At 53.8% G+C, this 26,648-nt stretch carries 19 protein-coding genes and 1 pseudogene; 2 read left to right on the top strand and 18 right to left on the bottom strand.

What is annotated here, in order from left to right:
• Nucleotides 1–109: 109 nt before the first annotated feature.
• The 5 genes from bcrD to C1A13_RS15230 all read right to left on the bottom strand — a co-directional run bounded on the left by bcrD (nt 110) and on the right by C1A13_RS15230 (nt 3,578).
• Nucleotides 110–937 (bottom strand): bacitracin resistance undecaprenyl-diphosphatase BcrD, encoded by an 828-nt coding sequence (bcrD, locus tag C1A13_RS02200; RefSeq protein WP_002576322.1) that lies wholly within the window; start codon nt 935–937, stop codon nt 110–112.
• Nucleotides 937–1,686 carry an ABC transporter permease gene (locus C1A13_RS02195; RefSeq protein WP_002576323.1) on the bottom strand — a complete coding sequence of 250 codons (750 nt, stop codon included), beginning with the start codon at nt 1,684–1,686 and terminating at the stop codon, nt 937–939. The genes bcrD and C1A13_RS02195 overlap by 1 nt, the downstream gene beginning before the upstream one ends.
• Nucleotides 1,679–2,596 carry a bacitracin ABC transporter ATP-binding protein BcrA gene (gene bcrA / locus C1A13_RS02190; protein WP_002576324.1) on the bottom strand — a complete coding sequence of 306 codons (918 nt, stop codon included), beginning with the start codon at nt 2,594–2,596 and terminating at the stop codon, nt 1,679–1,681. Before bcrA ends, C1A13_RS02195 begins: the two co-directional genes overlap by 8 nt.
• A gap of 180 nt (nt 2,597–2,776) precedes the next feature.
• A complete protein-coding gene (gene bcrR, locus C1A13_RS02185; RefSeq protein ID WP_075876659.1) occupies nt 2,777–3,391 on the bottom strand; it encodes a bacitracin resistance transcriptional activator BcrR in 615 nt (204 codons plus the stop codon).
• A complete protein-coding gene (locus tag C1A13_RS15230) occupies nt 3,381–3,578 on the bottom strand; it encodes a helix-turn-helix domain-containing protein (protein WP_009246557.1) in 198 nt (65 codons plus the stop codon). The genes bcrR and C1A13_RS15230 overlap by 11 nt, the downstream gene beginning before the upstream one ends.
• A gap of 159 nt (nt 3,579–3,737) precedes the next feature.
• Between C1A13_RS15230 and C1A13_RS02175 the strand changes: the two genes are divergently transcribed.
• The gene (locus C1A13_RS02175; RefSeq protein ID WP_425330774.1) at nt 3,738–4,097 is read left to right on the top strand and encodes a helix-turn-helix domain-containing protein; all 360 of its coding nucleotides are present in this window, start codon (nt 3,738–3,740) and stop codon (nt 4,095–4,097) included.
• Nucleotides 4,098–4,177: 80 nt separating this feature from the next.
• On the opposite strand, the gene C1A13_RS02170 is transcribed toward C1A13_RS02175, so the two are convergent.
• Both C1A13_RS02170 and C1A13_RS02160 read right to left on the bottom strand, forming a co-directional pair.
• Nucleotides 4,178–4,474, bottom strand: coding sequence for a hypothetical protein (locus C1A13_RS02170; RefSeq protein WP_002576327.1), 297 nt, complete (start codon nt 4,472–4,474; stop codon nt 4,178–4,180).
• 250 nt (nt 4,475–4,724) lie between these two features.
• Nucleotides 4,725–6,137: a relaxase/mobilization nuclease domain-containing protein gene (locus C1A13_RS02160; protein WP_071428832.1), complete on the bottom strand. Its 1,413-nt coding sequence runs from the start codon at nt 6,135–6,137 to the stop codon at nt 4,725–4,727.
• A gap of 102 nt (nt 6,138–6,239) precedes the next feature.
• Between C1A13_RS02160 and C1A13_RS02155 the strand changes: the two genes are divergently transcribed.
• Nucleotides 6,240–7,709 (top strand): RNA-binding domain-containing protein, encoded by a 1,470-nt coding sequence (locus C1A13_RS02155; RefSeq protein WP_087291302.1) that lies wholly within the window; start codon nt 6,240–6,242, stop codon nt 7,707–7,709.
• Nucleotides 7,710–7,878: 169 nt separating this feature from the next.
• Here the strand turns inward: C1A13_RS02155 and C1A13_RS02150 are convergent, their stop codons facing one another.
• The 11 genes and pseudogenes from C1A13_RS02150 to C1A13_RS02075 all read right to left on the bottom strand — a co-directional run bounded on the left by C1A13_RS02150 (nt 7,879) and on the right by C1A13_RS02075 (nt 26,542).
• Nucleotides 7,879–8,190 (bottom strand): CD1845 family protein, encoded by a 312-nt coding sequence (locus C1A13_RS02150; protein ID WP_087291303.1) that lies wholly within the window; start codon nt 8,188–8,190, stop codon nt 7,879–7,881.
• On the bottom strand, nt 8,187–8,492 hold the full coding sequence (locus C1A13_RS02145) for a hypothetical protein (RefSeq protein ID WP_087291305.1): 306 nt from the start codon (nt 8,490–8,492) through the stop codon (nt 8,187–8,189). The genes C1A13_RS02150 and C1A13_RS02145 overlap by 4 nt, the downstream gene beginning before the upstream one ends.
• A 141-nt stretch (nt 8,493–8,633) precedes the next feature.
• Nucleotides 8,634–8,978: a plasmid mobilization protein gene (locus C1A13_RS02140; protein WP_087291307.1), complete on the bottom strand. Its 345-nt coding sequence runs from the start codon at nt 8,976–8,978 to the stop codon at nt 8,634–8,636.
• Nucleotides 8,975–10,051: a DUF3849 domain-containing protein gene (locus C1A13_RS02135; RefSeq protein ID WP_087291309.1), complete on the bottom strand. Its 1,077-nt coding sequence runs from the start codon at nt 10,049–10,051 to the stop codon at nt 8,975–8,977. Before C1A13_RS02135 ends, C1A13_RS02140 begins: the two co-directional genes overlap by 4 nt.
• 1 nt (nt 10,052) lies before the next feature.
• A complete protein-coding gene (locus tag C1A13_RS02130) occupies nt 10,053–12,023 on the bottom strand; it encodes a helicase-related protein (RefSeq protein ID WP_101548652.1) in 1,971 nt (656 codons plus the stop codon).
• A complete protein-coding gene (locus tag C1A13_RS02125; RefSeq protein WP_002576337.1) occupies nt 12,020–13,834 on the bottom strand; it encodes a reverse transcriptase/maturase family protein in 1,815 nt (604 codons plus the stop codon). The genes C1A13_RS02130 and C1A13_RS02125 overlap by 4 nt, the downstream gene beginning before the upstream one ends.
• A 587-nt stretch (nt 13,835–14,421) precedes the next feature.
• A pseudogene (locus tag C1A13_RS15070) lies at nt 14,422–20,883 on the bottom strand (DEAD/DEAH box helicase family protein); the annotation flags it as partial.
• A 77-nt stretch (nt 20,884–20,960) separates the two neighbouring features.
• The gene (locus C1A13_RS02090; protein ID WP_071429841.1) at nt 20,961–21,176 is read right to left on the bottom strand and encodes a transposon-transfer assisting family protein; all 216 of its coding nucleotides are present in this window, start codon (nt 21,174–21,176) and stop codon (nt 20,961–20,963) included.
• Nucleotide 21,177: 1 nt separating this feature from the next.
• Nucleotides 21,178–24,162 carry an LPD16 domain-containing protein gene (locus C1A13_RS02085; RefSeq protein WP_071429839.1) on the bottom strand — a complete coding sequence of 995 codons (2,985 nt, stop codon included), beginning with the start codon at nt 24,160–24,162 and terminating at the stop codon, nt 21,178–21,180.
• A 2-nt stretch (nt 24,163–24,164) separates the two neighbouring features.
• Nucleotides 24,165–24,446 (bottom strand): immunoglobulin, encoded by a 282-nt coding sequence (locus tag C1A13_RS02080; protein ID WP_071429837.1) that lies wholly within the window; start codon nt 24,444–24,446, stop codon nt 24,165–24,167.
• Nucleotides 24,443–26,542 carry a type IA DNA topoisomerase gene (locus C1A13_RS02075; protein ID WP_071429835.1) on the bottom strand — a complete coding sequence of 700 codons (2,100 nt, stop codon included), beginning with the start codon at nt 26,540–26,542 and terminating at the stop codon, nt 24,443–24,445. Before C1A13_RS02075 ends, C1A13_RS02080 begins: the two co-directional genes overlap by 4 nt.
• Nucleotides 26,543–26,648: the final 106 nt, after the last annotated feature.

Here is a 26,648-nt window from a genome sequence, read left to right as displayed (position 1 = left end):
AGATCGACAACGAGAATCTCTGGGTTGTTTTCCATCCCCAGAAACAAAAATGCCAGCTGATCTTAAGGACCAACTGGCATTTTTATTCGCGCACAAAGAAAACGCATTATTAAGATTTTATAAGTACAACAAGTATACCAAGCACAATTCGATACCAACCAAACACCTTAAAATCATGTTTTTTGATAAAGTTCATTAGGAATTTAATTACTAAGACAGATACCGCAAATGCCACAGCCATACCGAGAACAAGAGCGAGCAGTTCTGCACTTGTAAATTCAAACCCGAATTTTAACAGCTTAAAAGCACTTGCTCCAAGCATAGTAGGTACTGCGAGGAAAAAAGTAAACTCTGCTGCTGCCACTCGTGAAACTCCTATGAGTAAAGCACCTATAATCGTTGCTCCCGACCGTGATGTGCCGGGTATAAGTGATAACACTTGAAATGCCCCTATCAAGATTGCTGTTTTATAGCTGATGTCAGAAAGTGCCATAGTAGTAGGAGTACGCTTTTTATTCCAATTTTCTATGAGAATGAATAACAAACCATAAAAGATTAACATGATTGAAATCACAATGGGGGTTTGGAGGTAAGCATCCAAATAATCATCAAATAGAATCCCCATAATAGCTGACGGTACACAAGCTACCGCAACCTTGAACCACAACGAGAAAGTATCCTTTTTAACAATTGACTGTGCTTTGTTCTTAAATTGAAAGGGAAACATCTTGTTCCAAAACATTACAACCACTGCGAGTATAGCTCCAAGTTGAATAACAACAAAAAACATTTCTTTAAATGCTTCGCTCATATTAAGTGTGATAAATTCGTCCACAAGAATCATATGTCCTGTGCTGCTGATAGGTAGCCACTCAGTAATACCCTCAACAATTCCAAGAAAAATAACTTTTAAAATTTCTATAAAATCAAGTACCATTATTTCAAATCCTCCTTTTTAAAATGATGAAAGGTCATAAGAAAACCAACTGCTGATACAAGAATAATAATAGATACAGACAGCAGTGTAGGATAGCCGGTACTCTGAAGTTTACCCTGCACCAAGAAATAGGTGGCTGTCCACGGATACAACGCTCCCCATTCTTGATTTGAAAGTGCGGCACTTCCCATGACAATCACGGCAGAGCCAATCATCGGGGCGACAAATCCTTTTGTTTTCATAGCAACAAACACAAAAGGAGAAACTGTTAAAAACATCAGGATACTGCCAAACAAAAACTTGGGGAGCCATACTATTGCCACTAGTAAGCTATATCCCTCCAATGTAAAGACAGCGTCATATAGCCCACAAACGATAAATATACCTGCCCATGTTACAAGGGTTAGCATAACAATCCAAAGAAGCAGGGTGCAAAATTTTCCAATTAATAGTTTTGTCCTTGAAATGGGTATGGGCAATATGGTTTTGAGGGTGCTTTCTGTGTACTCTCTGCTAAACAAGTAAGCTGCAATTGCCACATATATCATAATGTTTACCAGCAGCATGATATACAGTACACTGTCGCTGTATATGTCAGACAAGGTAAAGATAATCTCCGGCTTATCAAAATGTGTTTGCAAGGCTTCTATTAACATCAAAAGTGGGGTAGATAATACCCCTGCCACACTAATTAGCACCATTTTTGAACGCTTTAGTTTTAATAATTCACAAGAAATAAGATTAAGCAATACCGCCACCTCCAATCAGTTTAGAAAAGTAGTCCTCTAAGTTTTCCTCACTATCATTTATCCTTGTCACGAGCAGTCCATTTCGTGCAAATTCTCGATTGATTTCTCCAACACTTTGGCTAAAGTCATAAATTCTCACCGTACCGTCCTGCACTGTAAAATCCGTCATGTGGTAGTGGTTTTCTAAAATCTTTCCGGCTATCTCACTGTCAGATAAATCAAATTGAATGTATTTTCGATTCCTTTTGTGAAGCTCGGATATATTCACTTCCTCTACTAAATGCCCCTCGTGCATAACGCCGATAATATCTGCTATCTGTTCAATCTCGCTTAAAACATGGCTTGAGATAAAAATGGTAATGCCATGATTGTGACTAAGTTCAGATAAAAATGAGCGTATTTCAACTATTCCAATGGGGTCAAGTCCGTTAATCGGTTCGTCAAGTATTAAAAGCTCCGGCTCGTGCATAATGGCGGCGGCAATACCAAGCCGTTGCTTCATTCCGAGGGAATAATCGGAAAAGACTTTTCTTTTCTCCTTATGCAGCCCCACAACTTCAAGAGCTTTTTCTACTCCACTTTTAGATACTCCCCCTCGCAGTTTAGCGAGAATTTGCAAATTCTCATACCCTGTTAAATTACTGTAAAATCCCGGTGTTTCGATAATAGAGCCTACTTTGCTATAAAGGGTATGGATATTTTCCTTATAGTTTGTGCCAAACAAGCGTACCGTTCCCTCCGTTGGGAAAGCAAGCTGCAACATCATTTTCATTGCTGTGGTTTTGCCTGCTCCGTTTCTGCCGAGCAAACCATAAATTTTGCCCTTTGGCACATGAAGATTTACCTTATCGACAACGGTGGCTGTTCCGTATCGCTTCGTAAGATTTTCTGTTTCAATGATATAATCCATATTTGATTCTCCTTTCCGTGGGTTGCTGTTCTTGTTTTCGCTGACCACAATCTTATTATCCACGAGTATTGCATAGAAGCCAAGAAATCTACCGTCACAATGCCGACACAATAGATGTCAGCACGAAAAAAGCTCCGACACTTATCGTGTCAGAGCCTATTTTAAAGGGTTTATGGCATTTTACTTTGTTTGGGTTTGCTTTATCCAGACAAATATTTTAGCAACAAATAGCAGAAACATAAGGGCGGTTACATAGGGTTGTCTTGCCGTAGCGAAGAAGCAGATAAAAAGCGTACTCAGCACGAGAGAGCATTTTGTGATTATGTTGCTCCATGATTCCTTTTCAAAACAAACACACATCAGTTTCGCTATCCCAAGTGCAATCAAAACAATAAAAACAATCCAATAGATTGCAAGATATATTGGGGTAGTGTCTGTAAATGAAAGTAGATTGACAGAATAAATATATCCGTCAACAAGGTTACCATACAACGGCAAAAGTATAAAAGTAACCGCCATCATATCTAATATTCCATAAATGAAACTGTAAATTTTTTTCAAGTTGGAACGATTTTCAGTTTCGGCAAGTGTAATCAGTTCTTCGCCCGATAGCAGTTCATCTATGGTCACAGAAAAGAATTTAGAAATACACTTGAGCGACTCAATGTTAGGGTAACCCTTGCCGCTTTCCCATTTTGAAATGGCTGTTCTTGATACATATAATTGCTCCGCAAGTTGTTCCTGCGTTAAGTTCTTTCCAGTCCTAAGCTGTTGTAGCTTTTCATTAAATTCCATGATTCTCCTCCTGTTTGTTCCTTGTTTTCATACGTCCATCAACGGGTTTTTCTGCATCTTTTGGTATCATCCATGCACGACCAAATTTTTCAGTTCCGTCAATGCGATTTTCCTCACATAATTTTTGTATCCGTCTTTCCGATATGCCCCATTTTTCAGAAGCGGCTTTCACAGAAATGTAATTCATAATATCAACTTCCTTTCGCAAAGAGTATATAATTATTATATACGGAATGACGAATAATAGCAAGTTTCTCTCCACTAATACGAAATTATACACTACTAAACATAAAATCATACTTCGTTCAAATATCATCACCCGAAATGTACAATGATATAGGATGATATTAAAATGTACCAAGATGAAAGAAAACTTGATTTTAAGCCGTTAGGTATAGCGATAAAAAAAGCTCGGGAAGCAAAAGGGTGGACACAGGAATATCTTGCCCAACTGGTAGACCTTACGCCACGCTCTATTATGTATATAGAGAACAGGGGGCAGCACCCAAGGCTTAACAAATTTTATCTCATTACTACCTTGCTTGACATCTCTGTAGACCAGTTCTTTTTTCCATGCAATGAAGATGGCGACAACAATCGCCGCAAACAAGTTGATGTACTGTTGAATGATATGGAAGAAAAGGAGCTTATCGTGATGGAAGCTACGGCTCAAGGCTTGAAAAAGGCAAGAGAAACTGCGGAATAATTAACGCTGTTTTCGTAAGCCAAGCCAACTGAAAAAAGTGCGACACCTACACAGGCTATCGCACTTTTTAGGTTATTTTTTTATTCTCCACACAAATCATAAAGCTGTTCACATCGGTTTTGAATATCTAAGATTTCTGTTTCGGTTAAACTCCTGCGGTTATGAGTAAGTTGTTGCTCTAAAAAATCACGATAGCCATCAAGTAAGGCATCCCGTAAAAGCTCGGGGGCTTTGCAATGTTCCACACCAAACCATTGCTCATCTTTTTCATCCCAAATCATAACGGTGTATCCTCGCTTAGTGTTCACCACCTCCAAAACACTATCTTTATTTAGGTAATCGTTGAATACTTCTAAAACCTTTTCAAAGGTCATCATTTTATCAGCCCTTTCATATTTTAGGTGCTTATATGTAAGTAGTTTATATACTTATTACGACTATGATAATAAAAGTAAATCATCGTGTAAAGGATACGGATATTGTTTGCGAACAAAAGTGGCAAGCGATGCCTGTGGCTATCCAGATAGCCCCACGCGCTTGTTGAGGGAAGTCCCCCAAGCCCCCTTTGAACACAGATTTTCAATCTGTGGCTGCGCGTTCTGGCGAACGCTTTTGACCGCGACCAGCTCACCGCTGGCCGTGGTCTTTTTCTTTCTGTTGCGGCTCGGTCGGCTCTATCGCCAGGACCCGATCCACGTTGTTCTTGACGGTCAGCAGTTCCCGCATGGCGGCGCGGGCCTGCCGGTACTCTCCGTAAGCCTTTTTCTTATCCGCCAGCAGCTGGGCATACTCGGACTGAAGCTCCTTGATGGTGGGCAGCTTTTTCACGTTCAGCTCATTAAAGGCCTCCTTGGCCGCTTGGTGCAGCCGGATCTCATCCTCATGCTCCGCGTAAAATTTCCGAGAATATCCGGCCCTTCGGTAGGCCACATAGGTCTCGCGGGTCTTAGCATAGTTGACGATGTGCGTGCGCAGCACGGCGATCTCAGCCATGCGCTTTTCGGCCGCCTTAATCTGTGCAGATAGCGCATTGTATCGGGCTGTTGCCTCTGCCGTTTTTGTTTCCAGGTCGGCATAGTCCAGTAGGCCGTGTTCGGACAGATAGTTGAGGGTTTGAGCCATCTGCTTGAGGTTGAACACCTTGGCCCAGCGTGTATACCCGGCGCCTTTCCCGGCCTGGAGTTTTGCCTGGATGTCTACCAGCAGATTGACCTTGGGCGGAGCAGCCTGCACAGCAGTTTCCTTTCGGGGTGTATGCTCCTTTTGCCCGGAGAGGACGGCAAGCAGATCGTCCAGCGTGTAGCCGTCCCCCAGTCGGTCAAAGCGGATATTGTTGCCCCAGCCCTCCGCGCTGATGGAAATGGTTTTGCCGCGCCGGTGGACGGTGAAGCCGTCCTGTTCCAGCAGACGAAGAAGCTCCTCCAAGGTGCCCGGTTTCTGTACCAGTGCCCTGTCAATGGCCTGGCGCAGTTGCTCCTTGTGGGAGGGCTTCGCCGCGTCGCCCAGCCACTTGTTGTAGCTCTGGCCGCGCCGCTTAGGGGTCTCCACGATGGAATAGCCGTTCTCAATGCAGATGGTATCGTTCAGACGGCGGACGGCACGGGTGCTTCCCCAGAAATTGCGGAACTTGCGGTCACACTCCAGCGTGGTGGAGTTCCATATAATATGGTTGTGGACGTGAGACTTGTCGATGTGGGTGCAGACGATGAAAGCGTGCTTGCCTTTGGTAAAGCGCCGGGCCAGCTCCACGCCCAGCCGATTTGCTTCCTCCGGCGTAATCTCGCCCGGCACAAAGGACTGCCGCAGGTGGTAGGCAATCACATCATCCTTGCCGCGCACCCGGCCGGTGCGGGCAGCGTAGGTCTGCTTGTCCAGCAGGAACTGCGCGTCCGCCACGCGGCTGTCACACTGGTAGCTGGTGATGAGCCTGCCGTGGTCGGTCTTGTCTGGATTTTTTACATAGTCGATGATGTCGCTGATGGCCTTGCCGACCGTGCGGCCCTTTCCTGCGTGCAGCGGCATGATGCGGGTGGTGGCCATGACTTTTCCTCCTTCCATCGGAAATGCGTTTGATATTGCGTGCAAAATCTCGTATAATAATAAAAAAGTATAAAACCAACTCGAAAGGGGGCTGTTGCTCCTATGACAGAAGCCGAACTTCTGAAGCTGATCGAGGACGGCGAGAACATCCGGGTGGAGTTTAAGAAATCCACCACTGAGATTACAAAGGATGTTTACGATACCGTCTGTTCTTTTTCCAACCGAGACGGTGGAATCATTCTCCTGGGCGTCAAAGACAACGGGGAGATTTTGGGTGTTGCCCCGGATGCGGTTGACCGTATGAAAAAAGACTTCGTGACTTCCATCAACAACGGGCAGAAAATCAATCCGCCTCTGTACTTGCAGCCGGAAGCCTGCACCGTAGACGGCCGCACGCTGCTGGTCATTCAGGTGCCGTCCGGCAGCCAGGTCTGCCGCCATCACGGGCGCATTTTTGACCGCAGCCACGAAGCAGATATTGATATAACCGACAACTCCGACATGGTGTACCAGCTGTACGCCCGGAAAAGCGGCAGTTATTTTGTAAATAAAGTGACCCGCTTCCAGATGGACGACTTGCGCCCTGACCTGATGGAGCGCGCCAGAGCCATGACCACCAGCCGCACGGCCAACCATCCGTGGAAGTCCATGTCAGACGAAGAACTGCTGCGCAGCGCCGGTCTGATCTTAAAAGACCCCGAAAGGCAGCTCGAAGGCATTACCCTGGCGGCGATTCTTCTGTTCGGGAAGGACAGCACGATCCTGGCTGTATTGCCGCAGCACAAAACGGACGCCATTTTCCGGGTGGAAAATCTGGATCGCTATGACGACCGGGATGTCATCATCACGAATCTGCTGGAAACCTATGACCGGCTGATCGCTTTCGGTCAAAAGCACCTCAGTGACCCCTTTGTGCAGGAGGGCCTCCAGAGCGTCAGCGCCAGAGACCGCATCCTGCGCGAAATTTTCTCCAACAGCCTGGCGCACCGGGATTACTCCAGCGGCTATGTGGCAAAATTCGTAATTGAGCGTAACCGGCTCTACACCGAAAATGCCAACCGTTCCCACGGGCACGGCGCTCTGCACCTTTCCTCCTTTGAGCCGTATGCCAAGAACCCGCCCATTTCCAAAGTGTTCCGTGAGATTGGACTGGCGGACGAGCTGGGGTCCGGGATGCGGAATACTTACAAATACACGAAGCTCTATTCCGGTGGAACCCCGGAATTTATCGAGGGCGATGTGTTCCGCACCGTGGTTCCGCTGGCCCCGATTGCGGTGGAAAAGGTTGGGCCGCAGGACGAGACCCAAGTGAGGACCCAAGTGAGGACCCAAGTGGGAACCCAAGTGGGAACCCAAGTGACACTTACAGACCAGATTTTAGCCTTTTGTGCAGAACCGCGCTCGAAAGCTGAAATTGCGGAACATTGTGGGTATAAAAACACAAAGGGATTTACAAAGAGGTACTTGCGTCCACTGCTGGACAATGGACAGCTGCAAATGACCATCCCAGATAAGCCCAGAAGCCAACATCAAAAATATGTAACGGTGCAAAAGCCTGCACCAGAAAATTGAACCAAATCAGGGTGTCGGAGGAAGTTGTATGCTCCGACACCCTGATTTTTTATATGCCTTTGATGTGCGTGGACTTTACTTTCATGCTAATCTCATCACTGAAATTAGCACGAAAGTAAAGTCAAAAAAATTGCCGGGATGTATCTCCCGGCAATTCTGCATTTTCGATTCAGCCATACACCGCGTCCTGGATCACATACCGCAGGTCCTGCACCTTGCCCACCAGCCAGGCAGCGGCCATTGGCAGGCCCACCGGGCTGACCAGGAAGGCGATCACCAGCAGGATGATGCCGTTTTGCGGTGAGTAGGTCACAAGCACTGCGATCCCCAGTAGCGCCACCAGGGTGGAGGCCAGGCCAAAGATAAAGCTGGACACATACAGCAGCCCGAAGCATACCCAGGTGAACAGCATCAGCGCCAGCACCACCGGCGCGGCGAGGATTTTCAGCCCCAGTTTCAAAATAAACAATATCACTCTCATTTCAGCGCCTCCTTTCGCCAGTCCAGGTATGGCTGGCACAGTTCGTCTACGGCTTTCTCATCCATTTCGGTGGCCTCTCTGCGGCCTTGCGTCCGGCGGATCAGCTCGAAATCCCAGTAATCTTGTAGCAGCAGATCAAAAAGTTCCTCTGGAGTCCGGCAAAGAACGCCATCCACGCAGTATCGTGAATCGCTGTTCCAGCTTATCCGAACGTAACCGCGCCTGCATGGAAGGACTTCTTCCTCCGAGTCTTGCCCCAGATAATCATGGAACACAGTCAAGACATTTTCAAACGTCAACATCAGCCATCACCTCGTTTCTGACTCCATTATCAATCACACCCCGCCAAAACGCAACGATACGGGCAAAGAAAAAGGAGGGAGGCCCGGCGCAGCAGCCCGCATACGCCAGACCTCCCTCCGCAGCCAGGGCGTATGCCCCTGTCACGACAGCTTTGCCAGCTGGGTCAATATCTTATGCACCCCATCCCACAAAGCCTCCTGCCGCTGGGATATATCTTCCAGGTCGGCGTCATAAATGCGCCCGGTCTCATGCACGCGGCGGGTCAGCTGGTTGAGGTTGTTGCTGCTCCGGCGCATCAGGGAGACCAGCTCCTTCAGCTCCGGCAGTTCCAGGCGCACCACATAACCGTCCAAAGCCATTTTTCGCAGATATGCTTCCCGGTTGGAGGTGCACAGCTGGGCCATCTTTTGCTCGATCATCGCCAGTTCCTCCGGCGAGACCCGGAAGTTCAGCTGCACCTCCCGCTTGCGCTTGGGGGCGGTCATCGCTCCGGCTCCTGCTTTTTGCGGGCCGGTGCTTTCTTCTCAGGTTTTTCAGCGGGGTGCGGTTCCTGCTTCAGCTGGCGGCGGACCGAGGGGCGGCGCTGGCGCAACTCCTTACTGCGGTCCTCGCTGGCAAGGATGGTGACATAGGTGCCGGGACGGTCCACCAACCCGGTGATCGTCAGGCTGCGGAACGGCAGCAGTGCCATCAGCTGGTCATGGGCCTGGGTGCCTGCACGGGCCAGAAAGTCCGGCGACACGCGGGCCATGTAATGGGTGCCGTGGGGGCTGTTTGGGGTATCCGGGGCGCGCAGCTCCTGCAACAGCCGGGCGGCCTCGGCCTGGATTTCCTCCGGCGTCAGCGGCTGAAGCCGCAGATAGTCCTGCCGCGCCTGGCTCAGAAACAGATCGACCAGGCCGGGGTGGCTGTCCACCACAAAGTCCAGGTTGCGTTCGCCGCCGAAGCCGTCCGGGTTGGGCGGGATGTCCACAGTCTTGGCCCACGTCTTGTTGGCCGGGCTGAACCGCCCATCCCAGTCCTTCTGCTGCACAGTGTTTGCTAATACATAGAGGGTGCGGGTGTAGCCGAACTGCTCGATCACCTGGGGCACCGCGTCTTTGCCCAGCCGATTGTCCCGATAATGTTCCGAAATGGATGCCTCGATGGCCTCCTTGCAAGCGATGTTGGCGCGGCGGGACGAACGATAGAGGTCCAGTTCGCCCTGTTCGCGGGCATAGGCGGCGTCATGCCGGTTGAGCGGCAGTTCCCGCTGGGTGTCCAGTGCTGCCTCAGCCCGCTGCTCGATACTGTCCCGCACCACATCCATGTAGGAAGTCTCCCGGTCGGCAAACTCCTTGTACACATCGGCCAGCGGGGACGGCGACGCCAACAGCGCGGCAGCCCGGCTTTGGGGTAGATCCAGTTCCTCCATTGCCATCAAAATGTCCTCCCGGACAGCGTACTCATAGGCATGGTTCAGAATTTCTTCCGGCGGCTGGCTTTTCAGCCAGTCCCGGAACTTGTCCTGCTCGGCGGCCATCTTTTCATAGAGGGCCGTATTTTTGTCTGCGTTCATGTTATCGCACCTCCTGTTCATGGTGTTTGGGTTTCTTTTCGGGGCTGCGCAGCGGCACCGGGCGTTTCAGCCCTTCCAGCACCGAGGGACGGCTGCTCTTAGCCACCACCGCCTCCGGTGCGGGGTGCTTATGGCCGTCAATATTCAGCAGCACATCCAGCTCTGCCAGCCGGGCGGATTTATCCCGCAGCTCCTGCTCCTGGGGAAAGGGCTTCCCCACCTCGGCCTTGGCGGCGGCCTGCTGCTGATAGAGGTTATCCAGCTGATTTTTCACCGCCTCCAGCCGCTGGGGCATCTGGGCAAGGGCGTTGTCAATACGGGTGAGGTTGCCGCGCGGGTCGGTGCCCAAGGCCGTCCGGTGGGTCATCTCGCCTTTCAGCAGGAGCATATATTCCTGCCGGAAAGCGTCAAACGACACCGACATAGCAAAGCCCCGGTAGCTGCCCACCGATACCGGATCAGAGCCTTTGACCTCCTTGCAGGCATCCAAAAGCGCCGCACCGGCGTTCTCCTTGTCGGTCAGGGTGTCGCCCCGGACTTCCATGCCCGCAAAGCCGTCCTCCGGGTGCGGGTGTTCCGCCAGCGTTTTCATATCCGCTTCCAGCCCGGTGATAAAACCTTTGTTTTTCTCGATTTCCTCCGGGAAGGTTTTGAGCAGCTGGTCCTCCAAGTGGTATTGCCTGCTTTGGTGGTCGGCCTTCATCAATTTCAACCGCGCCACGTCCACATCCAGGTCCATGCGTTCCTTGATGCGCGGGTCTCCTGCACACAAAGCCTTGATCTCGGCAAATGACAACGCCGTTTCGTCCACATCGTCGCAGCTCCGCACCGGAGATTTGGAGGTCATAATTTGGCTGATAAACCGTTGTTTATTCTCAACGGTCTGCCAGAGGTAAGCGTCAAACGTCCCCTCGGTGACGTAACGGAACACATGGACAGTCTCGTTCTGGTTGCCCTGACGCTCAATGCGGCCCTTTCTCTGGGCCAGATCGCCAGGCCGCCACGGGCAGTCCAGGTCATGCAGTGCCACCAGGCGATCCTGGACGTTGGTACCCGCGCCCATTGTCTGTGTACTGCCCAGCAGCACCCGCACCTGGCCGGTGCGCACCTTGGAGAACAACTCTTTTTTTCGAACCTCGGTGTTGGCCTCATGGATAAAGGCGATCTGTTCGGCAGGCACTCCCTTGGCAATGAGCTTTTGTTGAATGTCCTCATACACCGTAAAGGCCGGTTCCGGCTCTGGCAGCGGCACCGCGTCCTCCAATGCGTGCAGCGTTGGGTTGTCCAGCGCCTTCGCTGCCTTTTTGGCAGGCCGGGCCTGGGGCGTAGAGATGTCGCAAAAGACCAGCTGTGTCAGCTTGTCGGCCTCGCCGTCCCGCCAGATTTGCATGATATTGTCCACACACTGGTTGACTTTGGTGCCGGGTTCGTCTGGGAGCAGCTGGTTGATGATCCTCTGGTCCAGGCCCAGCTTGCGTCCGTCGCTGGTGATCTTGAGCATATTGTCCTGGGACGGGTCCACCGTACCGCTGTGTACCTGAGACGCCCGCTCGGAGAGTGCCTGTACCATCTCTTTCTGGATTTCGGTGGGCTGGGCCACGACGTTGTGGTACTCCACCTGCGGCGTGGACAGATGCAGCTGGTCGGCGGTCTTGATGTCCGCGACCTCTTTGAACAGGTTCATCAGCTCCGGCAGGTTGAAGAACTTGGAGAAACGGGTCCTGGCCCGGTAGCCGGTTCCCTCCGGGGCAAGCTCCAGCGAGGTGCAGGTCTCCCCGAAGCGGCTGGCCCAGCAGTCAAAGTGGGTCATGCCCAGCTCTTGCAGGCGGTCATATTGGAGATACCGCTGCATGGTATAAAGTTCATAAGGTAGGAAACGCCACGCCATACTTCCTTTCGTCCGTGGTCTTGGCGTAACCCCCTCCAGAACCGTGCTTACACCTCTCGATGTACACGGCTCGCCATCTTTCATAGTTTAAGTGATTTTGTCTTTGCTTCTTCGTAGCATTTCGGGCAGAGAGCCAATGACTTCCGCCTTTTCAGTAACATCAGTTCATCAAATTCATTATCAGCGTTCAAATCTTTTAAGCGCTTTACATGGTGCATATACACTTTCACGGGGTTTGCTCCGCACATCTCGCATTGTCCGCTTTTTAAACGTCCTGCAAGACTATTCGGTTTTATCTGCCCTCTGTATTTCGGCATAATGTCTACAAATTCAGGTGCGATATTGTTATTACGCCTAAATCCTTCATTGTAAAACTCACACCGCTTTGTTCCACTCTTGGTTTTGTAATCTGCGCCAAAGTCGCCCTTTACGCTACGGTATTTCTTATACATCTTCATAACAGAAGAATTATATTTTGCCGCCAACGTCTTTAAACAGCTTCCACGCATGATAGAATGAAATTTCCCCAGATTGCATACATTGATTGCTAACCTGTAATAATTGTACAATCCTCTGATTTCAGAATTATATTTACTGATGATTGCCACATCGTCTAATGGCATAAGCGCCCCTCTGTGGAGTGGCTTCCAAATCTCTTTGCCGTTTTCGTCTTTTTTGATTTTAAACGCACCGTATTCGTGCAGTTTCGCAATCCATTTTTCTTTCGGCATATATAACTGCACTTTTCCATACCACACCCGTTGCAGACCTTTTTTCGTCCGCTTTGTGTCCTGACTTCTTGATATTCTTATGTCGTATCCAAGATACCGCACCTTTTCAGAGGAATGGGTAACGTGAGTTTTCTCCTCCGACATTGTGAGATTTAGCTTGTCTTTTAGAAATATCTTTACCTGTTCCTTGATATTTTCAGCATCCTGCTTTGAACCTGTTATTGAAATCAGGAAATCGTCAGCGTAACGGTTGTATTGAAGTCTTTTGTAATTCTCATCCATCTCGTCTAAATGTGGTGTGGACAACATCACTTTCCTTGCTTCTTTAAATGCTGCTAGGTTTGCTTCTGTGCGCTCTATTTCCAGATTTTTCTGCGCTTTCCGATAAGCCCAGCGTACCTTATCATGGTCTTTGTGGACTTTACGGCTTCTTGTATCGCCTTTGTCAAAACTCTTTTTCATCCTTGCCATGAACTCATCAAGTTCATTCAGATAGATGTTGGCAAGTATCGGACTGACACCGGAGCCTTGTGGACTGCCGGAGTACGTTTCATGGTATGTCCACTGTTCCATATATCCTGCCCTTAGAAACTTCCACATCAGCGATATGAACGCTTCATCTTTTATGCGCTTTCTCAAAAGCTGTATTGTGATATGGTGGTCGAAGCTGTCAAAACAAGCCTTAATGTCTCCTTCGATTATCCACTTTGCACCAGTGAACAGCGTTACGATTTCTTTTAACGCTGTGTGGCAACTTCTTTTCGGTCTGAAACCATGTGAATTATCAGAGAATGTCGGCTCATAGATTGCTTCAAGTATCATACGGACAACTTCCTGTAACAGTTTATCGTCCGTTGACGGAATCCCCAATGGGCGCTTTTTACTGCTGTTTTTCTTCGCAATATAAACACGCCTTGCAGGGTTCGGCTGGTATGAGTGGTCTCTCAGCTTCTGAATGAGCTTTTCAATGCGCTCCATGCTCATACCGTCAAGAGTGAATCCGTCTGCACCTGCCGTCATGCTCCCCTGAGAGGTCGCAATATTCTGGTATGCAAGCAGATAGAACTCTGGGTTGTACAGGTTACGGTATAATCTCTCGTACCTGTACTCTTTGTTTTTTGCTTTTTCACTTAAACTTTTCAATACATTTTCGGGACTTCTCATAATGCCTCACGCACCTTTCCTTATTATTTGTATTGAAGAAAGACTGTCTCCCTTCGCCATGTGGACGGCTTTCCCGTCCTCGGACTACTACGGAGACTCTGTTGCCATAGTAAATATTCAGAGTCACTTTTCTCATAGCACTCATAGCCGATTTTCGGCATTTTACCTTAGGCAATCCCCGTTTAGAACTGTAATAACATAAGCCTGTTATGATTTCGGATGTGACGTTCGTCGTTTTCCATTATCCTATGGCTGATTTACTCTGGGTATCTTGTGGATACGCATGGCCGACTCATATCCACCAGAGTACATGCGAGTATAACTTCCTTACGCATGGAGCAACATTTTGCCCAATCTCCGACTGTCATTCAGGCAGTTTAGCTTTCATCCTTATTCATAACTTTTCGCCACTACCACGCAAACACTTTGGAAGTTTCCGTGTTTCGTGCCCTCCGACATGCTACACTCCCCATCGGGTTTCCCCTTTTGGATAAGTCGGGTGACGATAGGGTGCGGATTATTCCGCTTTGATACCTTGCCCTATTACTTGCTCAAGGTAAGATTATTACAGCCCCTTACGGGCGCACGGTCATACTGTTCGACACAGGTGTGCCGGTCGCAAAGACAACGCCCCGGCCACCCGTCAGCTCATCCATATAGCGGCACTTGGCGAACATATCGCTGGATTTCTGCGCGTCCGTAGTGGAGAGGCCCGCCACATTGCGCATTTTGGTGTAAAGAAACAGATTTTTATAGTTGTGGGCCTCATCCACGAACAGCCGGTCAACGCCCAACTGCTCAAACGTCACCACGTCATCTTTTCGGTCCTCGGCTTGCAGCTTTTCCAGCCTGGCTTCCAGGGACTTTCGGGTGCGTTCCAGTTGCTTGACCGTAAAACGCTCCCCACCGCTGGCCTCTACCTCAGAGATACCCTCGGTGATCTCCCAGATCTGTTCCTGCAAAAGCCGCTCCTGGCGTTCCTTGCTGATGGGGATTTTCTCAAACTGGCTGTGACCCATGATGATGGCATCGTAGTCGCCAGTGGCGACTCTGGCACAAAATTTTTTGCGATTGTGCTTCTCAAAATCTTTTCGCGTTGTCACCAGGATGTTAGCGGATGGGTAGAGCCGCAGGAACTCCGACGCCCACTGCTCGGTCAAGTGGTTCGGCACCACAAAGAGAGATTTCTGGCAAAGGCCCAATCGTTTGGCCTCCATCGCGGCCCCAACCATTTCAAAAGTTTTGCCCGCACCCACCTCATGGGCCAGCAGCGTGTTGCCGCCGTACAGCACATGGGCGATGGCGTTTTTCTGGTGTTCCCGCAGGGTGATGGACGGGTTCATGCCGCCAAAGACGATATGGCTGCCGTCATACTCGCGGGGCCTGGTACTGTTCATTTCTTCATTGTACTGGCGCACCAATGCCTGCCGCCGCTCCGGGTCGCGCCAAATCCAATCCTTGAACGCCTCACGGATGGCCTGCTGCTTCTGGGCCGCCAGAGTAGTTTCTTTGGCGTTCAGCACCCGGCGCTCCTTGCCGTCTGCGTCCTCCACGGTGTCGTAGATGCGGACATCCCGCAGGTTCAGGCTGTCCTCCAGGATTTTATAGGCGTTGGCCCGCTCAGTTCCATACGTCGAGTAAGCAGCCACATTGTTCTGCCCAACGGCATTTTTACCGGAGATCTGCCATTCCGCCGTAAAGGGGGTATAGTGGACCTCAATGCTGCGCTGAAGGTAAAAGGGTGTGTCAAAGGTCTCGTACATGAATTGCTGGATGTACTCTTTGTCGATCCATGTTGCCCCCAGCCGCACTTCGATCTCGGAAGCGTCCAGGTCCTTGGGCTGGGCGGCAGTCAGGGCTTCCACGTTGACCGCGAAGGCCGGGTCCTGCTCCGCCGCCCGCTGAGCCTGACGCAGCTTCCGGCGCACGTTGCCGGACAGGTACTCATCCGCCGCGACATAGAGGGGTGTCCCATCCGGCTCACTCTGGCCGGGCACACGGAAAATGACGCCTTGCAGTTCAGCGGCCAATTCCTCACTGGTTTTGCCGGTCAGCTGCTCCATGTAAGCCATATCCACACAGGCTTTCTCCGAAATGGATACCGCAAGTGCTTCGCTGGCCGTGTCCACCGTGGTGACGGCTTCATGGGGTTTGATGGTCCGCTTTGAAAACATATCCGCCTTGCGCTCCAGTTTGCCGTCCTCGTCCAGCACCTCCAGGGCGCAGAGCAGATAGTAGCTGCTGTCATCGGCAAAGGCCAGCCGATTGGCCCGGTCGTTGATAAGGCCATACTTGGCGGAAAAATCGTCATAGAGCCGGTTCAGCTCGGCCATCTGTCCCTGGATGGCGGCCTCCGGCGCGGCGGCGTCCATTTCCAGGTCGATGAGCCGCTGCACACAGTCCCGCAGCCCCACCAGCCCCTTGACACGGGCCTCGGCGGTGGCGTTCAGGTCAGGGCGCACCATGCGGCTGTTTTCCCGGAAGTACACCGCACCGTCCACCACCGTGTAGGAATAGTTCTTCACGTTGGGGTCAGCTGGGAGGGATTCGTCGATGTCCTCGCCCTCGCCCAGCTCCGGCAGCGCGGCCTCCTGATAGGTTCCCTGGATGTACTTCACGGCATCGTGCAGCTGGTCGGCCAGCTCCAACCCTTCGATGGGGGCCACGGTGTAGTCCTGCTTGCCATATTGGGTGCTTTCAGCGGTAGGCCGCCCTAACACCATCTCTGGGTGGTCCAGAAAATATTGGTTGACCGTGAAGCCGTCCTCGGTCCGGCCCACCTGGGTCCAGTCCGGCGCAATATCCAGCGGGCGGTCCCGCTTTTGCAGAAAGAGAATGTCCGAAACAACCTCCGTTCCGGCATTCTTTTTGAAAGCGTCATTGGGCAGACGAATGGCTCCCAGCAGTTCGGCCCGCTGGGCCAGATACCGGCGCACGGTGGAATCCTTGGCGTCCATCGTATAGCGGCTGGTGACGAAAGCCACCATGCCGCCGGGCCGCACTTGGTCTAAAGATTTTGCAAAAAAGTAGTTATGGATGTTGAAGCCCAGCTTATTGTAGGCTCTGTCGTTGACTTGGTACTGGCCGAAAGGCACGTTGCCGATGGCAAGGTCGTAAAAGTCCCGCCGGTCGGTGGTCTCGAAGCCCGCCACGGTGATGTCAGCCTTGGGGTAAAGCTGCTTTGCGATCCGGCCGCTGATGGAATCCAGCTCCACGCCGTACAGGCGGCTGTCCGCCATACTCTCCGGCAGCATTCCGAAGAAATTGCCCACGCCCATAGACGGCTCCAAAATGTTGCCGGTACGGAAGCCCATCTTCTCCACGGCCTCATAGATGGCACGGATGACGGTAGGGCTGGTGTAGTGGGCATTCAAGGTGGAGGCTCTGGCCGCAGCGTATTCCTCCGGGGTCAGCAGTTCTTTCAGTTCCGAAAACTCGGCAGCCCACGCAGATTTGTCCGGGTCAAAGGCATCTGCCAGGCCACCCCAGCCAACATAGCGGGACAATACCGCCTGCTGCTCCGGCGTGGACTGCCCGGTGGTCTCCTCCAGATGCTTCAGCAGCTTAATCGCTGCCACATTGGCCTGGTACTTGGCCTTGGGGCCGCCCTCACCCAGATGGTCGTCGGTGATGTGAAAATTCTGCGCGTTGCGGCGCAGGTTGTCTTTGTACTCTTGGTAGGCCGCCTGCTCAGCTGCCCTCTGGTCGGGGAAGGTCTGCCACTCACCGTTTACCGGGATGGCGACCTGCGGCCCCGGTTCTGCATCTGCCTCCACTTCCGGGGCGGGCACGGGTTCCTGCGGCGTGGGTTCCGGCTGGTCGATGTGCAGCCGTTCCACCACCACGTCATAGGGCAGGTTATTCTTGTCGCCGGGGTAGACCTTAACTGGCTCGGCTGTGATTTCCGGCGCAGGGGTTTCTTTTTCCCCCGGCGTAAACAGTCCGGCGTTGCGCTCATCCTGGCGCAGCCAGGTTTCAAACTGTTCCCGGCTGATGACATCATAACTCCAGGCATAAGGCCCGGTGTAAATGCGGACCGTTGTATCTTCAATGGCATCAATCGTGCCGGTGATGGGATGATCGGGCGCAGGGAGCGTCACATGGTCGCCCACCTGGTAAGAAGGGGTGCCTTCCAGGAAGGGCGTGTTCAACCGGTCCGCAAAGGCTTCGGCTTCTTCCCTTGTTTCAAAGGTCTGGTATATATCATCCAGATCATAATAGCGCCCCGTCTGCTGGTCGCGGACAATGAAGGGTTCTTCAAACGCATCCGATGTTTCCTCTACCGCATACCGCTTAAAGCCGTCTGGGTCCTGGAAGAATCCGTCCTGCTCATGCACATACAATCCCCGCAGAAGCGGCACAAGTTCATCCCAGCGGTATGCCAGGGTCGCAAGTTTTCGTTCCTCATGGTCCAGGATCTCCACCTCAACGCTGGTGGTGAAGGTGCGGTAGTCCGCTATATCCCCGGTCACAAGGTCCATCGTCTCCACGCGCCCGGAATACAGCTCGGAAAGGCGTTTGGCGATTTTGGTGTTGCCCTCGCCATCCCGTAGCCAGCGGGAAATGTACTCCTTATCCTGCCAGGCAAGCAGGCCGGAAGTCAGCACTTCCCGCAGGTCCTGGTCCGCTTTCTCCGGGTTGGCAAAAAGGAACTCGGTAATGGAGCCGTTTCGCAGGTCGTTTTTCAGAAGCTGCTCGAACCGTTCCCGGCTTTCGGCCCGGAAGATTGGGTAAGTCATGCCGGAAGGAAGAAGCTGTACGGTATCCGCCCGCAGTTCTGTGATCTGGTATTCCTGATTGTCCAGATAGACCGTGTCGCCCTCATGGTAGACCGGCGCGGCAGGGTCATAGACCTTTTCCTCCGGGATGGCCTGCTGGATGGCCTCGTATTCTTCATCGGAAACGGTAATGTCAATCTCATGAGCCGGCTCCCCGTTCCCGATGGTGATGGTGTCTCCCTCGCGGGTGACGGGCTGGCCGGACAGGTCGGGTGGTGCGACCTGTGCCTGCGCGGCCTCATCCGGGTAGTTGCCAAAAATACGCAGGTAGGTCCGCTGCTGCAAATCGTAGATTGCCGCGCCGTCGTAGGCAAAGCCGTCCGGCTCCATCGTGCCGTCCACATACCCCTGGGCGGCCTTTTCGGCTTCTTCCCGTTTGGGATATTCCATACGCTCATCAAAGCCGTTCTCAGAATGGTGATAGACCACCACCTGATACCGGCGGACATCCTGCTCTTGCCTTTCCGGCTGGCGCTCCTGTTCTGTCAGGAAAGTGCCATCCGCAATGAGCTGGGCAATCCGGCGCTGCACTTTGGGCCACGGCAATTCCATTTCTACGGAGCTTCCGGCACGGGCGAGCAACAGCTTTGTGCTGTCTCCGCCGCTATATTCGCGGGCCAGCCAGGCAGCGGTATCTTTCTCTCGTGCATGGTCTGCCATATAGTGGACCACCGCACGTTTGCTGGCAGCGTCCCCATTCCAAACGCGGATGGCATCGTCGATGTCATCCTGCGAAAGCGGGCGCAGCAGCTCGTGGAGACGCGGATAGGTCTCGTCAATGATTTCTCTGTGCAAGCGTTGGCGGAACTCCGGCGTATAGGAATAGAGCTGGAGCAGCTCCCTGTTGCCGGACGACAAAACAGCGCGGCGGATGGCCGATCTGCCTTCAATCACGGCACTTTCATAATCGCTGTGACCACAGGCGTTGCGGTATCGGGTATCCTCGGTAACAGCCTCCAGTACAATAGGCTTATATTTCTCATGCAGCTCTCGGAGGGTAGGCTTTACCGACTCCGCCTCATAGTCGCCAGCTTCTGGCTGCGGCTGCTCCTGGGCAAAAGAAGAAGCAGAGGGCGTTTTCACACTCTCTGCTTCGTCAATTATCTGGATTTGTTCCGCTTCGGAGAGGAACAGGTTTAAGGTCAGCTGTTGATAAGCTCCGCCAGCAGGATCTCCTCGGCCTGGGCCTTGCAGGTGTTCATCAGGCCCACCCACTGCATCGGGTCGCGGGCTTTCAGCTCCTCCGTCGCGCCCGCCGACTCCGCCAGCTGGGGCATCATCTGCTCCAGACGGCTGTTCGCCGTCTCGTCGATCTCGATGAGGTGCGGGTACAGCTTCTCGGTCAGCAGCAGCTGGTTGTAAATCAGGGGCCGGTGTTCCTTCAGATACGCTTTCCGCAGCCGCCCGTACTTGCCCAGGGGCTTCTCCGGCTGTTCGCTCAGGCTCAGGTCGGGAATCAGGTAATCCCCGTTCTGCGTGTAAGTCAGGTTGTTCTTCATGGTGGTTGCTCCTTTCCGCGAGTTGTTCGCGCTCATAATTCTGGATGGTGACGCCGATCTGCCGCAGCACCTGCTGGTTCATCTGACTGACCGCCGCTCCCAATGCCCCAACCGTGGCCGGGGTATTAAAATCGAAAATCGGCATGAAGTCCTCATGCTGGAAATATTGCTCCGTATCCAGCCCACATCGGGACATCAGGGCGTAGGCGATGCTGACGGTGGCGGCAGACTTGAATTGCACCTCGATGTTGTACTCATCGTACTCCTCCAAAAAGGAACCGTCAACGATATAGAGAATGTCCTGCCTGTGTTCGTCCCAGTATTCCTCCGCCAGCTTGGCGGCCACATCAGCCAGTTGCTGGGCCAGGTCGTTGCTGCTCACATCGTAGTTGCGTTCCAGCATGGCCGACACAGGCCCAATGTGCCGTTCCTCCAGCTGCCACAGCCAGGGGGTGCGGGAATGTTCACGGGTGCCGGTGTCGGAAATATCGAACACATAGCGCAGGCGGGGCCGGTCCCCGGAATCGTCCACCAGGGCGATGCCCTTGGAACCGCGCCGCACATACCGGCCCATGCGGTCATTCCACAGGTCGTACTCGGCGCAGGCGGTAGCGTCCGGGCGCTGAGCGTAGATCATCAGCTGCTCGTGATAGGGGTACTTGTAAAGCCGGGCGGCGGTAGTGAGAAAGCCCGCCCACTCCTGCCAACTGCCGGTGAGCTGGACCGCGACCTTCTCCGCCATCTGCGCGTACATTTCTGCTTTGGTTGGCATGGTTATCTGTCCTCCCTTCCATTCAGGAATCGAAAAGGGGCGGCACGGTGGCCGCCCCGGCTGGTCAAAACAGGGTGTTACTCGTCAAAATCAGGGTACAGTTCCAGCTCGTCAAACTCGGTATCAGTCATAACTCGGAGCTTGGCGAGGGTGCTGTTGGTCAGGGCCAGCAGTTCGGTCTCGTCCGGCTCCAAATGGCCACGCATCTCGGACAGCGCCTCGATGGCTCCCAGGCGACTGCCGGGGTTGTAGATGCACAGCAGGTTGGTTTCTTCAAAGGTCATAGCGTTCATATCAGATCTCCCTTTCCGCGCTCTTTTTGGGCGCTGTCTTTTTATGTTCGGATTTAGGCTGGCTTTTCAGCTGGTCCATGACGGACTTCTTCTTGTCCCGATCTTCCCGGTGGGCGGCGGCCGCCAAATCCATGAGAGAGATGGGCTGACCGCTGCGGGCCTGCTGTTCCAGCTGAGCCACCGTCGGCTCCTTGGGGCCATTGTTGATAACGCCGTCGATCATGCCGTAGTCGTCCTCAACCGTCATCTCCGCACTTTTCAGCGGATTGTCCGGCAGGAAGCCGGGGATTTGCTGAAAGCCAAAACTGTCGCAGTAATGACAGGATACCTTGCCGTCCTGCTTGATGGCAACGATGTCGCTGACGCTCATAGACGGGTGGCGGTAGTCGGCAGGGTGTTCGTTGTTGAAGCGGTATTCGAGATTATCCAGCACGCTGCCTTTCAGGTCGCCGGGTGTGAGCGGCGCAGTATAGACCAGATCGTAGTTATCGCGCTGCACAGTCCGCCCGATGGACTTGACCCATTCCAGCCCTTCATAGCGGATGTCCCTCAGCTCATCGGTGTGCTTCACCTGATAGATGGCATAGCAATCGCCCTTGTGGTTGAGAAACGCCTGCTCCCGTTCCTGCTGGTGGTCCATGCGGTCCATGACCTGAGCATCAAAGGAGGGACTATCCTCCCATTCCTCACGGGTGACGGCAAAAATGCCATCGTGGGCGTCCAGGTCGGCGGTATCAAAGGCCATCGCGGGGTTTTCGCCCTGCTGGACCATGTAAACGGTTAGGTCCTGCGCCATCAGCTCGTAGGCCCGCTCTTTGGAAAGGGGCAGAAGGTCGCTGTCCAGATAGCCGCACTTTTCCAGATCGTCCTGGGTCAACGTCGGGTCCGGCATAGGGTATTCGTCCAGTGTCTGCTCCGGGGCATCCGGCAGCTGGGTGACTTCCGGCACAGCTGCCTGGGCCGCCTCCTGCAAGGTCTCAATCATGGACAGCGGCGCATACCGAATGGACTGGCCGCCCATGCCGTGCATCTCACAGATTTTCAGCGCAGCGGTGGACAGCGGCAGCTCCGGCGCATCCAGCTGGCCGCCGTCCAACTGCTTCATGGTGGCGGCGTCGTAGAGCGTGTAGTCCCAGCCGGTGTCACAGGGCTGAACATGAAGATAGGTGGCATCATCAACCAGCAACAGGGCCTCCTGGGCTTCGGCGCTGGGGGCAGGTGTATTAGGCGTTTCCTCTGTGGGCTGCTGAACAGCGACCTCCGGAGCCAGTTCCGGCGCGGCCTCCTGCCGGGGCACCGCCTGTTCCGGCTGGGCGGTCAGGTCAATGCCGCGCTCCTTACAAATTTCCTTGTAGTGCCGGTCAATATCGGAAATCAGCTCACCGGCGGTCTTATTGATAACCTCCAGACTGGCCCGCAGCTCCTTCAGTTCCTTGCCCTGGCTCCAACTGGCGATATAGCCGAAGCTGTTGTCGGCAGTCTGGATACCGTAATACTGGCAAACCGCATAGGAGATGCTCTCCGCCTGGACTTCCTCCGTATGCCGATCCTTCGCTGCCTGAACCTCGGCAACGTGATCTTCCTCCACCTCCAGACGCCACTCGAACTGATTCTCGTCCACAAAGCGCCAGTCTGCACCGGCAGCGAACTGTTCCGCCTCTGCTTCGGTTGCAAAGCCCTGGGAAAAGTCCCGCTTGGTCCCGCCGTCGCTGACCATGACCACCTTCCAGGTGGGTTCGGGTTTCGTCCGCTTCGGGTCGTGTAGCTTGCTGTGGGCGGTCTCATGCACGGCAGCGGAAACGGTCTGCACCTCGCTCATGCCTTCCCGAATGGCGATCCGCTGCTGATCGGAGGAAAAATAGCCGTCCATGTTTGCATCCATCGGCTCAAACTCGATGGGGACCGGGGCGGACCGGCGCAGAGCCTCCATAAATACCTCATAGTTCTGGACGTTGCCGGACAGGCTGGAGGCCAACTCCGGCAGGGGCTTTCCGTCCGTCTGGCTGACGTCAAACACCTTCACCGGGCGGAACAGTGGGATCTCGATCTCCTTTTCCTCCATGATGACCTTGCCATCCTTATCCAGCATAGGGGCTTTGGTGTCCGGGTCCAGCTTCTGCTCCTCGATTTTCTTCTTATATGGTGTCGGGGCAATGATGGTAATGCCGTGTTCACCCCGCTTCACATGGCGGGAAAACTGATTTTTCCACTTGTTGTAACCGGCCACCAGCGTAGCGTCCGGGCGCTGCATATAGATGAGCATGGTGTTGTTGACGGAGTAGCGGTGGAAGCGGGACATCACGGACAGGTAACGGCGGTATTTGTCGCTCTCGAACAGCTCCTTGATGCCCTGTTCAATGCCCGCCGTGATTTCCTGCAACCGCTCCCGGTTGGTGGGTTTGTCAGCCATGATTTTCACTCTCCCTTCTATGGCCGAGATTTCAGCAGTGTGTTCTGCAATCCATTGGTCCTGTGCCTCGGTGCTGCTGTCGAGAAACGTATCCAGCAGATAGCCCATGTAATCTTTCTTTTGAATAGCCTCCATAAAACGGGGATGCGGGTTCTCGTCCGGCGTTTTGGGGGAATAATCGGTTTCCCATTTTCGGAGCAAGTGGTAGTAGTCCGCCAGAACACGCCACCCATGTTCCCGTTTTTCCTTTAATTTCTGCGCCTCGGTTTTCTGCCGGACGTAACGCCTCCGGGGAGGGGCCTGACTGTCATAGGCCAGGCCAAAATCCAGGGCCAGCTTTTCGGCGGCCTCCTTGGGGGACAGGTCATAGAGCCGGGCGGTGAAGTCGATCACGTCGCCAGTTGCCCCGCAACCAAAACAGTAAAAGTAGTCCTCGTTCAGCTTCATGCTGGGGTGGCGGTCATCGTGGAAGGGACAGCAGGCCATGCCGCCGCGCCCCACCGCGATGCCGTACATTTCCGCCGCCTCCCTGGCGGTGACGGACTGTTTCACGACTTCAAAGACACTCTCGCCCATGCTCACTTGTCACCCGCTTTAGGGACGGGCGGCCTGTACCCGGCGGCCTTGGCTCGTTCACTGGCGGCCTTGCGGCGCTCGGCGCTGTACGGTTCCCGGACAGACACGCAGCGTTTGGGCACCGTAAAGGTCTGACGGTCTTTTTTTACGATCTGGTCCGGGTACTTCTCCGCCAGCCGCCGCAGCTTCTCCAACAGCTTCGGGTCATGGGTGTAGACCTCGGCGGTGGCCTCGGCCTGGTTGTAGAGGATAATGGTTTCCTGTTCATATAAACTCAGTTTCATTTGCCGCCGCCTTTCTGCCGGTCAAAGTCCAGCTTGAAATTGACATACTGGCCGGTATCTTCCAGCACCACGGTGGCGTCGTAGGTTTTGCCGCTCTTTTCGGAGTACAACCCGGTCACACGGGCGCGGCCATCTTTGAGCAGCACCGCCACAATGGCCTTGGTGGGCTGTTTGCGCTTCGCGGTCCACCACTTGCTGTTTTTCCAGATTGCAAATTTGCAGGATTTGTCTTGGCAGAAGAAGCCCTTTTGCATTTCTGCAACCTCGCCGCCGCAGCGGGGGCATTTGCCCACCACCTCGCGGGGCGGGGTGAACAGGTACTCGCTACCTTTGATGACCTGATAGGTTCCCACCAGTTCTTTCAGCATGGCGCAGATCCCGTCCATGAAGTCCTCCGGGGCCAGCTCGCCGCGCTCGATCTCGCCCAGCCGGTACTCCCACTCGGCGGTCAGCAGCGGGGATTGCAGCTGCTCCGGCAGGACAGTAATCAAGGAAAGTGCGTCATGGGATGGCAGAAGCTGTACGGTTTTTTTGCTCTTTTTTCGTTTCAGGAAGCCCGTGGAGACCAACTTTTCCAAAATCCCGGCGCGGGTGGCGGGGGTGCCGAGACCTTTGCGCTCGGCATCTTCCGGCATATCATCTTTTCCGGCAGTCTCCATCGCGGAGAGTAAGGTGTCCTCGGTGAAGTGCTTGGGCGGGGTGGTCTTACCCGCCTTGACGGCGGCACCGGCTACCGGCAGCTCCTGGCCTTCGGTCAGCTCCGGCAGCGCCTTGCTTTCGTTGTCGTTGTCCGGCTCCGCATTTTTCATACTGGCGCGGTAGGCGGCGTCCAGTTCCCGCCAGCCAGGCTGCTTCACCGTGCGGCCTTTGGCGGTGAACTCCGCGCCATCGCACTCCACCGTGATAGCGGTCTCGGCGTAGGTATAGGGCGGGGCCACCGCGCACAGCAGCCGCAGGGCCACCAGCTCCAGAATTGCCCGTTCGCCCACCGGCAAAGCAGACAAGTTCGCCTCCCGGATGCTGCGGGTGGGGATCACCGCATGGTGGTCGGTCACTTTCTTGTCGTTGATGACCGCCGCCGCATCGCAGGAAATGGCGATGCCCTTGCGGAACGGCATGGCGTTGGCGACCAGATTCACCAGCACCGGCAGGCCCTCGGCCATGTCGGAAGTCAGGTAGCGGCTGTCCGTCCGGGGATAGGTGCAGAGCTTCTTTTCATAGAGGTTTTGCAGGTAATCCAATGTCTGCTGCGCCGTGAAGCCCAGCAAGCGGTTGGCATCCCGCTGGAGAGTGGTCAGGTCGTAGAGGGCGGGCGGCTTCTCGGTTTTGTCCTTGCGCTCCACCTGTTTGACCGTGGCCATGCCGCCCTCGCTGGCTTGCCGCAGTTGCTCGGCAGTGCCTTTATTGTCCATCCGAGAGCTGGCAGCGGAAAAGCCGGGCAGTTCCAGCACCACCGTATAAAACGGCACCGGCTTGAAGGCGTCGATCTCGGCCTCCCGCTGGACGATGAGCGCCAACGTCGGGGACATAACGCGGCCAATGTTGAGGGTACGGTGATACAGCACCGAAAAGAGGCGGGTGGCGTTGATGCCCACCAGCCAGTCGGCCTTGGCCCGGCAGAGGGCTGCCTGATGCAGACCGTCATAGTCCGCACCGGGGCGCAGGTTGGCAAAGCCCTCCCGGATGGCGGAATCCTCCATGCTGCTGATCCACAACCGTTTCATGGGCTTGGTGCAGCCCGCCAGACAGTAAACGGTGCGGAAAATCAACTCACCCTCGCGCCCGGCATCGCAGGCGTTGACTACCTCGGTCACGTCCTCCCGCCGCAGCAGGGTACGCAGCACATCGAACTGATCCCGTTTGTCCTTGGCGATGGTGAAGCGCCAGGTCTCCGGCAAAATCGGCAGGTCATCATAGCGCCACTTGGCGTAGTCAGGATTATAGGTGGCGGCATCGGCCAGCCCGGCCAGATGCCCCAGGCACCAGCTCACCAGCCAGCCGCCGCCCTCCAGGTAGCCGTCCCTGCGGGTGGTAGCGCCCAGTACAGCGGCCAACGAATTTGCAACCGAAGGTTTCTCGGCAATTACCAATTTCATTTCTGTCTCCTCCTTTCGCGCAGCCATGCGGTCAGCTCCTTGTGGCAGAATCCCACGCAGGGCTGGCCGGGGCGGTAGTTTCCACAGCCATAGCAGGGGTGGCCGG

Origin of the sequence: Anaerotruncus massiliensis (ex Togo et al. 2026), assembly GCF_900199635.1 — a bacterium.
In the GTDB taxonomy this organism is placed as follows: Bacteria; Bacillota; Clostridia; order Oscillospirales; family Ruminococcaceae; genus Anaerotruncus; species Anaerotruncus massiliensis.
The sequence above is the reverse complement of the archived record's forward strand: the minus strand, read 5'-3'. Positions and strand labels throughout refer to the sequence as shown.

Coding starts and splice junctions, on each gene's coding strand:
- bcrD (WP_002576322.1), bottom strand. CDS start 937: ATGGTACTTGATTTTATAGAAATTTTAAAAGTTATTTTTCTTGGAATT.
- bcrA (WP_002576324.1), bottom strand. CDS start 2,596: ATGGATTATATCATTGAAACAGAAAATCTTACGAAGCGATACGGAACA.
- bcrR (WP_075876659.1), bottom strand. CDS start 3,391: ATGGAATTTAATGAAAAGCTACAACAGCTTAGGACTGGAAAGAACTTA.
- C1A13_RS15230 (WP_009246557.1), bottom strand. CDS start 3,578: ATGAATTACATTTCTGTGAAAGCCGCTTCTGAAAAATGGGGCATATCG.
- C1A13_RS02170 (WP_002576327.1), bottom strand. CDS start 4,474: ATGATGACCTTTGAAAAGGTTTTAGAAGTATTCAACGATTACCTAAAT.
- C1A13_RS02160 (WP_071428832.1), bottom strand. CDS start 6,137: ATGGCCACCACCCGCATCATGCCGCTGCACGCAGGAAAGGGCCGCACG.
- C1A13_RS02155 (WP_087291302.1), top strand. CDS start 6,240: ATGACAGAAGCCGAACTTCTGAAGCTGATCGAGGACGGCGAGAACATC.
- C1A13_RS02150 (WP_087291303.1), bottom strand. CDS start 8,190: ATGAGAGTGATATTGTTTATTTTGAAACTGGGGCTGAAAATCCTCGCC.
- C1A13_RS02145 (WP_087291305.1), bottom strand. CDS start 8,492: ATGTTGACGTTTGAAAATGTCTTGACTGTGTTCCATGATTATCTGGGG.
- C1A13_RS02140 (WP_087291307.1), bottom strand. CDS start 8,978: ATGACCGCCCCCAAGCGCAAGCGGGAGGTGCAGCTGAACTTCCGGGTC.
- C1A13_RS02135 (WP_087291309.1), bottom strand. CDS start 10,051: ATGAACGCAGACAAAAATACGGCCCTCTATGAAAAGATGGCCGCCGAG.
- C1A13_RS02130 (WP_101548652.1), bottom strand. CDS start 12,023: ATGAAAGATGGCGAGCCGTGTACATCGAGAGGTGTAAGCACGGTTCTG.
- C1A13_RS02125 (WP_002576337.1), bottom strand. CDS start 13,834: ATGAGAAGTCCCGAAAATGTATTGAAAAGTTTAAGTGAAAAAGCAAAA.
- C1A13_RS02090 (WP_071429841.1), bottom strand. CDS start 21,176: ATGAACGCTATGACCTTTGAAGAAACCAACCTGCTGTGCATCTACAAC.
- C1A13_RS02085 (WP_071429839.1), bottom strand. CDS start 24,162: ATGGGCGAGAGTGTCTTTGAAGTCGTGAAACAGTCCGTCACCGCCAGG.
- C1A13_RS02080 (WP_071429837.1), bottom strand. CDS start 24,446: ATGAAACTGAGTTTATATGAACAGGAAACCATTATCCTCTACAACCAG.
- C1A13_RS02075 (WP_071429835.1), bottom strand. CDS start 26,542: ATGAAATTGGTAATTGCCGAGAAACCTTCGGTTGCAAATTCGTTGGCC.